Annotated in this window: 9 protein-coding genes; 3 read left to right on the top strand and 6 right to left on the bottom strand. The window is 67.7% G+C overall.

Annotated features, from left to right (window positions below; all coding sequences use genetic code 11):
* Window positions 1–153: 153 nt before the first annotated feature.
* Window positions 154–987, bottom strand: coding sequence for a WecB/TagA/CpsF family glycosyltransferase (locus tag ACQY4O_RS17315; protein WP_428377587.1), 834 nt, complete (start codon window positions 985–987; stop codon window positions 154–156).
* Window positions 988–1,111: 124 nt separating this feature from the next.
* Here ACQY4O_RS17315 and ACQY4O_RS17310 point away from each other — a divergent pair, with 124 nt between their 5' ends.
* A complete protein-coding gene (locus ACQY4O_RS17310) occupies window positions 1,112–2,674 on the top strand; it encodes a hypothetical protein (RefSeq protein ID WP_428377586.1) in 1,563 nt (520 codons plus the stop codon).
* A 35-nt stretch (window positions 2,675–2,709) separates the two neighbouring features.
* Window positions 2,710–3,705: a glycosyltransferase family 2 protein gene (locus ACQY4O_RS17305; RefSeq protein WP_428377584.1), complete on the top strand. Its 996-nt coding sequence runs from the start codon at window positions 2,710–2,712 to the stop codon at window positions 3,703–3,705.
* A gap of 68 nt (window positions 3,706–3,773) precedes the next feature.
* On the opposite strand, the gene ACQY4O_RS17300 is transcribed toward ACQY4O_RS17305, so the two are convergent.
* Window positions 3,774–4,982: an outer membrane beta-barrel protein gene (locus ACQY4O_RS17300; protein ID WP_428377582.1), complete on the bottom strand. Its 1,209-nt coding sequence runs from the start codon at window positions 4,980–4,982 to the stop codon at window positions 3,774–3,776.
* A 723-nt stretch (window positions 4,983–5,705) separates the two neighbouring features.
* On the opposite strand from ACQY4O_RS17300, the gene ACQY4O_RS17295 reads away from it, so the two are divergent.
* On the top strand, window positions 5,706–8,210 hold the full coding sequence (locus tag ACQY4O_RS17295; protein ID WP_428377581.1) for a TonB-dependent receptor plug domain-containing protein: 2,505 nt from the start codon (window positions 5,706–5,708) through the stop codon (window positions 8,208–8,210).
* Between the two features lie 41 nt (window positions 8,211–8,251).
* On the opposite strand, the gene ACQY4O_RS17290 is transcribed toward ACQY4O_RS17295, so the two are convergent.
* The 4 genes from ACQY4O_RS17290 to iolD are packed head-to-tail and all read right to left on the bottom strand — an operon-like array spanning window position 8,252 to window position 13,324.
* Entirely contained in the window at window positions 8,252–9,745 is a 1,494-nt protein-coding gene (locus tag ACQY4O_RS17290) for a CoA-acylating methylmalonate-semialdehyde dehydrogenase (protein ID WP_428377579.1), read from the bottom strand.
* A gap of 39 nt (window positions 9,746–9,784) precedes the next feature.
* Window positions 9,785–10,582 (bottom strand): 5-deoxy-glucuronate isomerase, encoded by a 798-nt coding sequence (gene iolB, locus ACQY4O_RS17285; protein ID WP_428377578.1) that lies wholly within the window; start codon window positions 10,580–10,582, stop codon window positions 9,785–9,787.
* On the bottom strand, window positions 10,582–11,466 hold the full coding sequence (iolE, locus tag ACQY4O_RS17280) for a myo-inosose-2 dehydratase (protein ID WP_428377577.1): 885 nt from the start codon (window positions 11,464–11,466) through the stop codon (window positions 10,582–10,584). The genes iolB and iolE overlap by 1 nt, the downstream gene beginning before the upstream one ends.
* Before the next feature lie 10 nt (window positions 11,467–11,476).
* Window positions 11,477–13,324, bottom strand: a complete 1,848-nt coding sequence (gene iolD, locus ACQY4O_RS17275) for a 3D-(3,5/4)-trihydroxycyclohexane-1,2-dione acylhydrolase (decyclizing) (protein ID WP_428377576.1) — start codon at window positions 13,322–13,324, stop codon at window positions 11,477–11,479.
* Between the last annotated feature and the right edge of the window lie 9 nt (window positions 13,325–13,333).

The raw sequence follows: 13,333 nt of genomic DNA, 5'->3' as shown, positions 1-13,333 counted from the left end.
CTCGCATTTCGTTACGGCTGGGAGCCGCCTGGTCGTGTTCGGCCACCTGGTGTTGCGGCAGTCGGGCAAGTCCCGCCGCCAGCCCTGGCTGGCCGGTGTCCCCAGGCGAGCTCTGAGAGGGTGTTTACAAACACACTGTCCGGCTTCCGCTGGCTAGATGCTGCGGCCCCGTCGACGCTCGCGCCAGAGTAGCCAGAAGATCGGGGGATTATCCAGCAGGTAGCGCCGAGCCAGGCGGCGCGGATCGGACAGCATGCGATGCAGCCACTCGATCCCCATGCGCTGCATGAACCCGGGCGCGCGCGGCATCGCGCCGGCGACGAAGTCGAGGCTGGCGCCGATGCACAGGCCGGTGCCGGTGGCCCTCCCGCTGGCCGCGATGGCGTCGGCGAGCCGCTCCTGGCGCGGCGATCCGACGGCCAGGAAGACGTAGCGCGCCGGATTGTCAATCACGAACCGCACGGCGCGCTCGAGTTCGACCGGGTCCTGGTCGAAGCCTATCGGCGGATCGTAATGCGCCGGCGCGGCCATGCCGGTGCGTGCCACCAGCGCCGCCAGATGCTGCCGGCGCAGGCCGATGATCGTGACCCGTTCTCCGGCAACGAGGTGCTCCCTGAGCAGATGCTCGGTGAGGTCGCTGCCAGGGGTGACGCAGGGGGCAGGCAGACCCAGGATGCGCGACACGCGCGCCACGACGCGGCTGTCCAGCAGGCACATCGAGGCGGCGCGATACAGCGGCAGCAGCGCCGGGACACGCGACAGCCTGACCAGGTGATCCGCATTCGGCGTGACCACATAGCCGAAGGACGCGCCCTGCGGACGCCGTGCTATCCAGCTTGCGGCCTGCGTCACCGCGAGATCGGCGAAATCCAGTCCGAGCAGACGCCGCGTCGGGACCTCAGGCGCGACAGCCACCGGCATGGCACCTGACACCGCACCCGGCGCTTCCTGCCCCAGCGCTTCATACAACGTCGAGACGTTGTTCACCGTTTCACCTCCGTCACGTCCTGCCTCGGTCAAGCTCGCGCCTCGAGCGATGCATGTGGGCGTTTAACACGTCTTTACCGCATGCTACACAGAAGAAGAGGTTTGGCAGAGGATCGGATACAGAATGCTGTCGACGCATGATCGGCGTGCCGGCGGCATCGTCATCGCCTTGTTGCTGGCCACGATAATTCTCGTCGCCTCCGCCTGGTCGCGTGGCACCGAATATGACGAGGACTACAGCGTGTTCCTCGCCGCGGGAGTTCCTCGGCCGGTTTGGCCCGCCGGCGTCTTCTCGCCATCCGACGTGCAACATCTCTTTGCCGGCCACAGCACGATGGGCAGCATCGCGACCGACCTGCGCAGGACCGACGTGCATCCGCCGCTCTATTTTTGGACGGTTGCGGCCTGGCGCGGCGTCGTCGGCACCGGCCTGTTCGAGACCCGGCTGCTCTCCGTGCTGTACAGCGTCGCAGCGTTGCTCGGCGTCGCAAAATTGGCGCGACTCTGCGGGGTTCCGCCGGTGGCGTCGGTCCTGATCACGATCGGCTGCTACGGATTTGCCTATACCGGCTCTATCGCGCGTGGTTTCGCGCTCGCGCAGCTCTGCGTGATCTGGGGTACCGTGCTGACGCTGCTGGCGGTCCGGCAGGAGCACGCGGTCGCCGGGCCCGCGGCGCGACCGGCGGCACGACCCAGGGATGTCGCAATCGCCTGCGCCGGCGGCGTCGTGCTCGGGCTCGCGAGCTTCACCAACTACCTTGCCGCCTTCGGAGGCGTCGGCGCCCTGTGCTGGCTGCTGCTGACGCAGTGGCGGCGCTATCCGGTCTGGCTCGCCGCGGGCATCGGCTTTGCCGCCATCCTGCCGCTCGACCTGTATTTCTTCGCTGCCCAGCGCGGCAGCCGCACCGGGCAGTTCCCGCCATTCCACCTGCTGCCCAGCCTGGGCCGCCTCGGCAAATATACCGCTGCCAACATCTTCGGCGGCCTGCCGCTCTATGTCGGCCATGCGGGCGGCATCGTGCTGGGCGGCCTGCTGGTGCTCGGCATGGCCGGCCTGCTGGCGCTGGTCGCGCTGCGCTGGCGGCGCATCGGCATCGGCCGCGCGAGGCTGCTGCTGGCGATGGCGGCGCTGGCGACACCGGTCGGGCTGCTGCTGCTCGGCTTCGTCTTCAACAACACCCCGATAGAGTTGCGGTACGTCGCCTTCGCGATGCCGTTCCTGGCCCTGCTGGTGGCCGGCAGCCTGGCCTCGCTGCCGCCGCCCGCCGGATACCGCGTGCTGATCGCCCTGCTCTGCCTGCAGGCGCTCTCGCTCCTCGGCATGATGACCCGCCCCGAGACGATGCAGCCGCAGGCGCAAACGGCGCGCGCCGCCGCCGGGCTCGAGAGGCCGGGGGCGCTGGTCCTGGTGCCGTACGGCAACGATGGCGTCGGCGTGCTGGCCGCCTTCGTGCGCGAGGCGCCCGCGTCGATGCGCCTGCTCAGCGTGGCTCTCAACACCGACCCCGCAGCGCTCCGGCGCCGTGCGGGACCTGCCTCGCGGGTCATCCTGGTCCTGCTCGGCCTGGACGGCGACAGCAAGGCCACCCTGCCGCAGATGCTCAGGGCGTTCCGGGGCGTGCCCTGCTGGACACAGGGGCCGACCGGATTCGATACGATCGCCTTCGATCGGTCGCGAGCGTGCTAACTCTGGATGGAACCGTTGAAGGACGAGCGAGCGAGATGTTCCACGACACGCAGGCTGCCGGTCGCCCGGTCTTTTCGGTCGTCGTCCCCTGCTATAACGAGGAGCTGGGCATCGACGAGTTCCACCGCCGCATCAGCGACGTGATGAACGGCCTCGGGCGCAGCTGGGAAGTCGTCTATGTCAATGACGGCAGCGTCGACCGCACCCTGATCCGGCTGGAGGCGCTCAGGGCAGTCGACCCTGCGGTCGGGCTGGTCAACCTGTCGCGCAACTTCGGCAAAGAGATCGCGCTCACCGCCGGCCTCGACCATGCGCTGGGCGAGGCGATCATCGTGATCGACGCCGACCTGCAGGACCCGCCGGAGGTCATCCCGGAGCTCGTGGCAGGCTGGGAGACCGGCTACGACATGGTGTACGCCCAGCGCCGCGCGCGCGAAGGCGAGACCTGGCTGAAGAAGTTCACGTCCAACCAGTTCTACCGCCTCATGCAGCGCGTCGGTGGCGTGCGGCTGCCGCGCAATACCGGGGATTTCAGGCTGCTGAGCAGGCGCGCCCTCGACGCGCTGCTGCTGCTGCGCGAGCACCACCGCTTCATGAAGGGACTGTTCGCCTGGGTCGGGTTTCCGAGCCAGGCGGTGCTCTACGACCGCGCGCCGCGCCATGCCGGCAGCAGCAGCTGGAACTACTGGCGGCTGTGGAACCTGGCCGTCGAGGGCATCACCGGCTTCACCCTGATGCCGCTCAAGATCGCGACCTATCTCGGGCTAGGGGTGGCGATATTCTCGCTGATCTTCGGGGGCCAGCTGGTGGTGCGCACCTTGCTGTTCGGCAACGGTGTGCCCGGCTATCCCAGCCTGATGGCCGTCGTGCTGTTCCTCGGCGGCGTCCAGCTGATGACCCTCGGCGTGATCGGCGAGTATCTGGGCCGGGTGTTCAACGAGACCAAGAAGCGGCCGCTCTACCTGCTGGAACGGGCAATCCCGAGCGAAGTCGGCGCGCAAGCCCAGATCCAGCCGTCCCGCGTTGCCTGAAACGAAGGAATGGGGGTGACCGCGGTCACCCCCATTCCTTCCGACCCCGGCCCGATCCAAGCCGGCGATCAGATGCCGAACTTGACGTGCAGGAAGATCTCGTGCCGTCCGAACGAGCCGCCGCCGAGCCCGGTCGAGTCCTGCTCGGTGAAGTCGTAGCTGAGCGAGAGCTGGACGTTGCGGTTCATCAGGTAGGTGGCGCCGGCGCCGGCGCCATAGTTGGTCTGCGTGCTGTTCGAGCCCTGGTAGTCCGCCTTTTCGACGTGCACGTTGCCCTGCAGCAGGATGTTGCGGTACAGCTCGTGGTCGACGATGCCGCTGAAGCGGTCGTACGTGTAGCCCGTCACGGAGTCCGTCGTCGCATCCTCGATGGTTCGCGAGTAGGCCAGTCGCAGCGTCGTCAGGCCGGTGGGGTTCCAGGTGATATCGGCCTCGCCAATCGGTGCCCCCTGGCTGGCGTACTGGTTGCCGTTATAGAAGCGCTCCTGGTAGCCGACGAGGGCGCGCACGGTGATCAGGCCGTTCACCTGGTAGTCGATACCGGCCAGTGCCGTGGCACCCGTATTATCGACCGCGCCGATGTTGCTCGGCGGATTGTTGCTGTAGTGGTCGTAGTTGCCGTTGACCACCACGACCACGTCGCGGCCGGGCGAGAACTCGTAGCGCCCAATGAAGCCGCCCTGCAGGACGTTGCGATCGCGCAGCCGCTGGTCGAGGGCTCCGCCACTGAGGTTGCTGGTGATAAAGCCGTCGTTGTAGGTCTCGAAGTCGCCAGAGGCGAAGCGGATCAACTGGTAGTCGACGTTGGGCGTGATGGTGAAGCGGCCGAACGTCGTGTCGTAGGAAACCCGGAAATCCGTATCGCTGAAGTTCAGCGGCGTGTTCAGCTGGGTCTGCGTGCCCTGGCCGAAGGCGCCGATATCGTACGGGTTCTCGTAGGCATTCAGGTAGCTGATCGAGCCGTTGAGCGTGTCGCGGCCGAGACTGAGCCCGCCGCCGATGGAGGCGTTGTAGCTCGTCTGGTTGAAGCGCGGCAGGTCGAAGTAGGTGTCGTTGGTGACGCCGGCGCTGATCCCGATATTGTTCCGGCTGAAGTCCGAGTTGACAGTGACGCCGGCGGAGCTTTCCAGCTCGCTGCTGCCCTTGGCATCGAACAGGCCGCCGACCACGTTGCTGTTATAGCCGGCCTGCTCGTCTTCGGTGGGCCTGATCATGAAGGCGCCCTCCCGGATCCCCAGCGGATCGTAGTCGGGACGCGCGCGGGTCAACACCGTCACGCCGGGCTCATCGGCCTGACCGGGAATGCCGTCCGGAAAATAGTCGTTCAGCGGCAGGCCCGGCCCGAGATAGGTATTGAGCGGGGTGACGGCGAGGGCCGGCCCGCTCGCAAGCCACAGACCGGAGGCAATCCAAAGACCGGACCGGGCCAGGACGCCGGCACGGCACGCGGACGCACGTGCGCCTCCCGCTGTGCGAGGCGACGCGCCCCGAACGGGTCTTCCAACGTGCTTTGGCATTATCTCGCTGTCCCTACCCCAGAGCCGTTTCAGGTAACAAATTTCCGTTCCCTTGCAAAGCAAGCCCAAGGGCTGCGGCCATTGCCCCCGGTCACCGCGGCATTCCCGCCACAACCGGCAGTCCAGGCCCAACCCAGGTGCCGCGCGGGCGCCGGACGCGAGCCGCACGCTGGGCACCTGCGGCGGCTCCGCATCCAGAGATTGCATCATTTGTCAGCACCGTAACGATGCAGATGCATTTTATCTAGTCATTTGCTTACTTTAAATGCCTACAGTTTGTGAGTTTGTTGTCGCTTATATGTCAAACAGGCTGGCTTTGTCTCAATTTGTGCTTGATTTCGAACTCTTTTAGCGGTCGAGTTCATCCCGACGAGAGAATGGATCGCCACCGGCATGACATCGCCTGGCGGCGGGTGAGACCTGGCTGCCGAAACCTTCTCGTCGATGCCGCCGCGCTGACATGGAGATCGATGGATGACGAGCATGACGCCACGCAGCCTCCGGTGCCTGCTGCTGCTGACAGCGTGTCCGCTTGCAGTGGCTGCGGGCGCCGTACCCACCCTGGCCCAGACGGCGCAGGTCGATCCGAACGGCGGCCGCGCGACCTCCGCATCGGCGCCGCCTGCGACACGCGCGGCGCAGGCGCACAAGGCCGGCACGCATCCGCCGCGGCAGACCGGGGCCGGCACCGCCGCCGGAGCGGGTGCCGGAGCCGGAGCCGGCGAGAGCGTCATCGTCACCGGCACGCGCAGCCTCGGTCGCAAGGCGCGTGACAGCACCAGCCCGATTGACGTCATCACATCAGCGACCCTGCGTCGGTCCGGGCAGCTCAACCTGAGCGACGCGCTGACCAAGACCGACCCGTCGATCAACGTCAACGCGATGGGCGCCGACACCGCGGACCTGACGGCGGCGATCGTGCTGCGCGGCCTCAATCCCGACGACACGCTGGTGCTGATCGACGGCAAGCGCCGCAACGGCACCGCCAACATCACCGCGGATGCCGGCCCGCAGCAGGGTGCGACACCGGTCGACCTCAACATGATTCCGGCGGCGGCCATCGACCATATCGAGGTCCTGCGCGACGGGGCCGCCGCGCAGTACGGCTCGGATGCGGTCGCCGGCGTGGTCAACATCATCATGAAGAAGACCGACCACGGCACCAGCGGCAGTGCCACGACCGGCGCCGACGCCTATAACGGCGATGGCTGGCAGTACCAACTCGATGCCGACCAGGGTGCCGCGTTCGGCGACGACGGCTACGTCCATATCGGCGGCCAGATGTATCACACCGACCATTTCACCGCGCCGGCGACCGATGATCGCACCGGCCAGGACGACAATCACATCAACGGGCTGCCGGAAGAAACCCGCGAGACGCTGAGCCTGGATTTCGGCAAGACGCTGGTGGAGGGTGTGCAGGGCTACGGGCTCATCACCTACGGTCACCGGCACGCCGAGGGCTACGAGAACTACCGCCTGCCGAGCGTGCTGCCGGAAGTGTTTCCCGCCGGTTTCTCGCCGCTCGAGACCGACGAGGAAAACGAATACTCGGCCACCCTGGGCATCAAGGGCGATGACTTCCTGGGATTCCGCTGGGACCTGAGCACGACCTACGGCGCCGACGAGCTCGACATCGGCAATAAGAATACCGCGAACCCGCTGCTCTACACCGAGACCGGCAGCACGCCCACGAAATCGCTGGCGCAGAGCCTGCGCAACGCGCAATGGACCAACAACCTCGACTTCTCCAAGCCGCTCAGCGTTCTGCATGTGCCGGTAACGCTGGCCTTCGGCGCCGAGCAGCGGGTCGAGGACTACACCATCGGCGCCGGCCATCCCGCCTCCTACGAGCTCGGTGGAACCCAGGGCTTCGGAGGTCTGCTGCCGCAGAACGCGGGCGCGTGGAACCGCGACGTGTGGGCGGGCTATATCGATGCCGACGTCCACCCGTTGCCGAAATGGGACGTCGACCTTGCCGGCCGCTTCGAGCACTACACCGATTCCGGCGACACCGAGAACGGCAAGCTGTCGAGCCGCTATGACTTCACCCGGAAGCTCGCGGTCCGCGGCACGATCAGCACCGGCTTTCGCGCGCCGACGCTGGCGGAGGAGCATTTCAGCGCGCTGAACGTCTCGCCGACCGGTGCGAGCGGCGATCTCGCGGTGGATTCAGCCGCCGCCAAGTCGATCGGCGCGGTACCACTCAAGCCCGAACGCTCCACCAACGCGAGTGCGGGCATCGTGCTCCAGCCGGTCAGCAACCTCAGCGTCACGCTCGACGTCTATCAGATCAACATCCGTGACCGCATCATCGGCGGCGGCGACTATAGCGGCACGGCTGCCGAGAACGCGATCGCCCTGACCGGCGCCACGCTTCCGGCCGGAATCGGATCGAACGACATCTCCGCGTTCTATTTCTCGAACGGCGCCAGCACCCGCACCCAGGGCGCCGACCTCAACATCAACTATCTGACCCACTTCGGCGAGTGGGGCACCGTCGACTGGACCGCGGGCCTGGATCTCAACCGGACCCGGATCCATCATGTCGGGCTCGATACCAATGGCAATCCGCTGCTGAATGCCGAAGGCATCGGCTACCTGACCACCGCGTTCCCGCGCAGCAAGCTGATCCTCGACGCCTTCTGGCGGGTCGAGAAGTGGGACGTCAACCTGCGCTGGACGCGCTGGGGCGAGACCACCAACGACTTGCAATACGAGGATTCCGCCCCGGCCGCGCTGCAGTTCTCGACGACGCAATTCTACCAGTTCAAAAACGAGCCACGCTGGCTGACCGATCTCGAGGTCGGCTACAATATCAGCCCGCACTGGCACGCGGCAATCGGCGGCAACAACCTGTTCAACATCCGCCCGCAGCGCACGCCCCCCGACGTCGCCTATCTCGGGGTGCAGTACTACGACCAGAACTCCGACCAGGTTCCGATCAATGGCGGCTTCTATTACGGCCGCCTGAACTTCAGCTTCTGAGGCCACGCGGGCGTGGACCACGTCCACGCCCGCACCATATCTCAGCCCAGCGTCGGCATCACGAAATCCGCGCCCGCGCGGATGCCGGTCGGCCAGCGCGACGTCACCGTCTTCAGCTTGGTGAAGAAGCGCACGCCCTCGGGGCCATGCATGTGGTGGTCGCCGAACAGCGACGACTTCCAGCCCCCGAACGAGTGGAACGCCATCGGCACCGGGATCGGCACGTTCACGCCCACCATGCCGGCCTGCACGCCATGCACGAAGGCGCGCGCGCTGTCGCCGTCACGGGTGAAGATCGCAGTGCCGTTGCCGAATTCGTGCTCGTTGACCAGCTTCAACCCTTGCTCGAAATCCGGCGCGCGCACCACGGACAGCACCGGCCCGAAGATCTCCTCGCGGTAGATGCGCATGTCCGGCGTCACGTCGTCGAACAGCGTGCCGCCGATGAAGAAGCCGCCCTCGTAGCCCTGCAGATGCAGGTTGCGGCCATCCACCACCAGCTTCGCACCCGCGGCGATGCCGGCATCGATGTAGCCGGCCACCCGGTCCAGGTGGATGCCGGTCACCAACGGCCCCATCTCGCTCTCGCTGTCGGTGCCCGGCCCGATCTTCAACGCCCGCACCTTTGGTGCCAGCGCCGCCACGAGCCGGTCGCCGACATTGCCGACCGCGACCGCCACCGAGATCGCCATGCAACGCTCGCCGGCCGAGCCGTAGGCCGCACCCATCAGCGCATCCACCGTCTTGTCGAGGTCGCAATCGGGCATCACCACGGCGTGGTTCTTGGCCCCGCCGAGTGCCTGCACGCGCTTGCCGTGGGCCACGCCGGTCTGCTGGATGTAGCGGGCGATCGGCGTCGAGCCGACGAAGCTGACCGCCTCGATGCCGGGATGCTGCAGGATCGCATCGACCACGACCTTGTCGCCCTGCACGACCTGGAACACCCCCTCGGGCAGCCCGGCCTGGTGCAGCAGCTCGGCGAGCTTGAGGGACGCCGACGGATCGCGCTCGGACGGCTTGAGGATGAAGCAGTTGCCGCTGGCGATCGCCATCGGCAGCATCCAGAGCGGCACCATGACCGGGAAATTGAACGGCGTGATGCCGGCCACCACGCCGAGCGGCTGGCGCATCGAGTAGGCATCGATGTCGCGGCCGGCATTCTCGGTGAAGTCGCCCTTCAGCAGCTCCGGGATCGCGGTCGCGTATTCCACCACCTCCATGCCGCGCGTCACCTCGCCGAGCGCATCCGACAACACCTTGCCGTGCTCGCTGGTGATGATCGCCGCCAGCTCCTTGCCGTGCTTCTCGATCAGGTCGCGGAACCGGAACATCACCCGAGCACGCGCCAGCGGCGTGGTCGCCGCCCATTTCGGGAATGCCGCGCGGGCCGCGCGCACCGCATCGTCGACATCCTCCGACGTGCCGAGAGCCACATGGCGCGCGACGCGGCCGGTAGTCGGATCGAACACGTCCGACCGACGCTCGCCATGCCCGACGGTGAGGACGCCGCCGATGGAGTGCTGGATGGTGTGCATGGTCGCTACTTCCCTGATCGGTTCATGGGGGGCAGGTGGTCAATAAGGAAGGTGGGCCTGGTCTGGGTCCATGGTGAACTTCCACTGGCGGCGCGGACCGGCCATCACGTTCAGGTACCACAGGTCGAAGCCGTGCGGCGCGCCGACCGGATGGTAGCCCTTCGGCACCAGCACCACGTCGCGGTCGGCGATCGCCATCGTCTCGTCGAGCGAGCCGTCCTTGGTATAGACGCGCTGCAGCGCGAAGCCGGAGCCGCGCTTCAGCCGGTGGTAGTAGGTCTCCTCGAGATAGGTCTCGTGCGGGAAGTCGTCGGTGTCGTGCTTGTGCGGCGGATAGCTCGACCAGTGGCCGCCCGGCGTCACCACCTCGACCACCAGCAGCGTCTCGGCGGCGGCGGTGTCCGGCAGGATGTTGCGCACATGGCGGGTGTTGGTGCCGCTGCCGCGGGTGATTTCGCCGGCTTCCTCGGGAGTGATGACCCGAACCGGCAGGCCGCCCTTGGCCGGCGAGGCGCAGATCGCGAGTTCCACCGGGCCAACCGCCGCCACTGTCCACGGCGTGCGCGGCGGCACATAGACCGAGAACGGGCCGCCCTCGAACGGGCTCAGGCGCGCACCCAGCACGCCGAGATCCTGGCCCCCGGCGGTGATGCGGGCGCGACCAGACACCAGCACCAGGCAAAGCTCGTTGGCGGCATCCTCGCCGGACGCCATCGCTCCGGGCGCGAGGTCACGCGCCTCGAAGCCGACATAGCCCCAGCCGGCACTCTTAGGCGTGATCCGATGCACCAGGCCCTGGGCGTCGGGCCCGAAGGGGTGCACCAGCAGGCGCTGCATCAGCGCAGCCCCGCTTCGGCGAGGTAGCCGCTCAAATTGCGATAGCCGAGGGTTGCGTACTGCAGCGGGTTGGCCTTGGCCGGATCCTGCTCGGCTTCGATCACCACCCAGCCCGCATAGTCCGGCAAGTTCCTCAGCACGCGCACGAAGTCGATGCTGCCATCGCCGGGCACGGTATAGACCCCGGCGATCACGCTATCGAGGAAGCTCCAGCCCGCGGCATCAGAACGCGCGCGCACGTCCGCGCGGATATCCTTGGTGTGCACGTGGCCGATGCGCTCGCGATAGTGCAGCGCGAGCGTGGCCGGGTCCGAGCCGCCCCAGACCGCGTGCCCGGTATCGAGCAGCAGATGCACGGACGGCCCGGTGCTGGCCATCAGCGCGTCGATATCGGCCTCGCTCTGCACCACCGTGCCCATGTGGTGGTGATAGACCAGCCGAACACCCTCGGCGAGCACGGCGTCGGCGACCTGGGTCATGCGACGGCCGAATTCCGGCCAGCGGGCCGCCTCCAGCACCGGGCGCTGCGACAGCGGCCTGCTTTGGTCGCCATGAATCGCGTTCGAGGTCTCCGCGAACACCATCACCTTGCAGCCCATCGCGCGCAGCAGGTCGAGATGCGGTCGCATGGCGGCGAGTTCCGCTGTCGCATCCCGCTGCAGCAGCGCCGCCGAATACCAACCGGAGATGAAGTCGAGCCCGGACGGCGCCAGCGCCGCGCGCAGTGCTGCCGGCTCGCGCGGGAACTTGTGGCCCTGTTCGATGCCCTCGAAGCCGGCCTGCCGCGCCTCGGCGAGACAGGTTGCGAGCGGCGTGTCGCCGCCGAGGCTGGGCAGGTCGTCGTTCGACCAGCCGATCGGATTGGTGCCAATGCGAATCGTCATCGGTCTGGCCCTAGCCCGCCCGCTGCCGTTCGCGCTTGGCGATGTAGTCCGCCCGCGCGGCCTGCACGCCGGGACGCACCGACACTTCCGGCACCGCCACATCCCACCAGGCGCCACCGGCATCGGTTATGATGAGCGGGTCGGTGTCGATCACCAGGACGGTGGTGCGCTCGGCGGCACGCGCGCGTTGCAAGGCGTCGGCAAGGCCGCCGAGGCCCTCGATTTTTTCCGACAGCGCCCCGAGGCTGCGTGCATGCAGCGCGAAGTCGATCTCCGGCAGCGTCTCGTGCAGCGTGTCCGCCAGCAGGTTGTTGAACGACGCGCCACCGGTCGCCCGCTGCAGGCGGTTGATGCAGCCATAGCCACGATTATCCAGCACCACGATCACCAGCTTGCGGTCCAGCATCACCGAGGTCGCGATCTCGGAATTCAGCATCAGGTAGGAACCGTCGCCGACCATGACGATGACCTCGCGCGACGGGTCCGCGAGCTTGACGCCGAGGCCGCCGGCGATCTCGTAGCCCATGCAGGAGAAGCCGTATTCCATGTGGTAGCCACCGGGGGCGCCCGGCTGCCAGTGCTTGTGCAGCTCGCCCGGCAGGCCGCCGGCGGCGCACACCATCACGTCGCTGGGCCGTGCCGCACGCTGCACCACGCCGATCACCTGCGCATCCGAGGGCAGGGCGTCACTACGCGGCAGGCTCAAATAGGCCTGTGCCGTGTCCAGCCACGCGCCGCGCGCGGCTTCCGCCCGACGCGTCCATTCGGCGGGAGCGCGCCAGTCGCCAAGACCGGACTCCAGCGCTGCGAGCCCCGCCCGGGCGTCGGCCACCAGCGGCAGCGCCTGGTGCTTGGCGGCATCGAACGGCTGGCTGTTCAGGCCGATCAGCCGCACGCCGGCATCCTGGAACAGCGCCCGGGAGCCGGTGGTGAAGTCGGCCAGCCGCGTGCCGACCGCCAGCACCAGGTCGGCTTGCTCGGCCAGTGCGTTGGCGGCGCCGGTGCCGGTGACGCCGATGCTGCCCATAGTCATCGAGCACCCGACCGGCATCGACGACTTGCCGGCCTGGGTCTCGCCGACCGGAATGCCGCGGCGGGTGCAGAAATCGGCAAGCTGGGTCTCGGCGCGCGAGTACAGCACACCGCCGCCGGCGACCACGAACGGACGCTGCGCGCGGCGCAGCAGCGCCACCGCCGCCGCCAGCTCGACCTCGTCCGGCCGCGGGCGCCGCTGCCGGTGGATGCGTTGCTCGAACAGGCTGGCCGGATAGTCATAGGCCTCCGCCTGCACGTCCTGGCACAGCGACAGCGTCACCGGGCCGCACTCGGCCGGATCGCTCAGCACCGCCATCGCGCGCGCAAACGCGGCGATCAGCTGCTCGGGCCGGGTCAGCCGGTCGAAATAGCGCGAGACCGGCCGGAACGCGTCGTTAGCGGTCATCGTGCCGTCGCCGAAATCCTCGATCTGCTGCAGCACCGGGTCCGGCCGGCGCGACGCGAACACGTCGCCCGGCAGCAGCAGCACCGGCAGCCGGTTGACGTGGGCGACCGCCGCCGCGGTCACCATGTTCAGCGCACCCGGGCCGATCGAGCTGGTGCAGGCCATCGCCCGCTGCCGCCGCGACGCCTTGGCGTAGGCAACCGCGGCATGCACCATCGCCTGCTCGTTATGCGCGCGCAGCGTCGGCAGGCTGTCGCGGGCGCCATGCAGCGCCTCGCCCATGCCGGCGACGTTGCCGTGCCCGAAGATCGCCCAGACGCCGCCGAAGAACGGCACCACCGCGCCGTCGAGCTCGACCTTCTGGGCCACCATGGCACGCACCAGCGCCTGGGCCATGGTGAGGCGGATGGTCTGCATGGGATGCTT

The sequence above is a fragment of the Lichenicoccus sp. genome (assembly GCF_965277665.1).
Classification (GTDB): domain Bacteria; phylum Pseudomonadota; class Alphaproteobacteria; order Acetobacterales; family Acetobacteraceae; genus Lichenicoccus.
This window is presented reverse-complemented; position numbering and strand designations above follow the sequence as displayed.

Bases quoted from the DNA above. Each gene is read 5' to 3' on its own strand.
- ACQY4O_RS17310 (WP_428377586.1), top strand. From the start codon at position 1,112: ATGCTGTCGACGCATGATCGGCGTGCCGGCGGCATCGTCATCGCCTTG.
- ACQY4O_RS17305 (WP_428377584.1), top strand. From the start codon at position 2,710: ATGTTCCACGACACGCAGGCTGCCGGTCGCCCGGTCTTTTCGGTCGTC.
- ACQY4O_RS17295 (WP_428377581.1), top strand. From the start codon at position 5,706: ATGACGCCACGCAGCCTCCGGTGCCTGCTGCTGCTGACAGCGTGTCCG.
- ACQY4O_RS17290 (WP_428377579.1), bottom strand. From the start codon at position 9,745: ATGCACACCATCCAGCACTCCATCGGCGGCGTCCTCACCGTCGGGCAT.
- iolB (WP_428377578.1), bottom strand. From the start codon at position 10,582: ATGCAGCGCCTGCTGGTGCACCCCTTCGGGCCCGACGCCCAGGGCCTG.
- iolE (WP_428377577.1), bottom strand. From the start codon at position 11,466: ATGACGATTCGCATTGGCACCAATCCGATCGGCTGGTCGAACGACGAC.
- iolD (WP_428377576.1), bottom strand. From the start codon at position 13,324: ATGCAGACCATCCGCCTCACCATGGCCCAGGCGCTGGTGCGTGCCATG.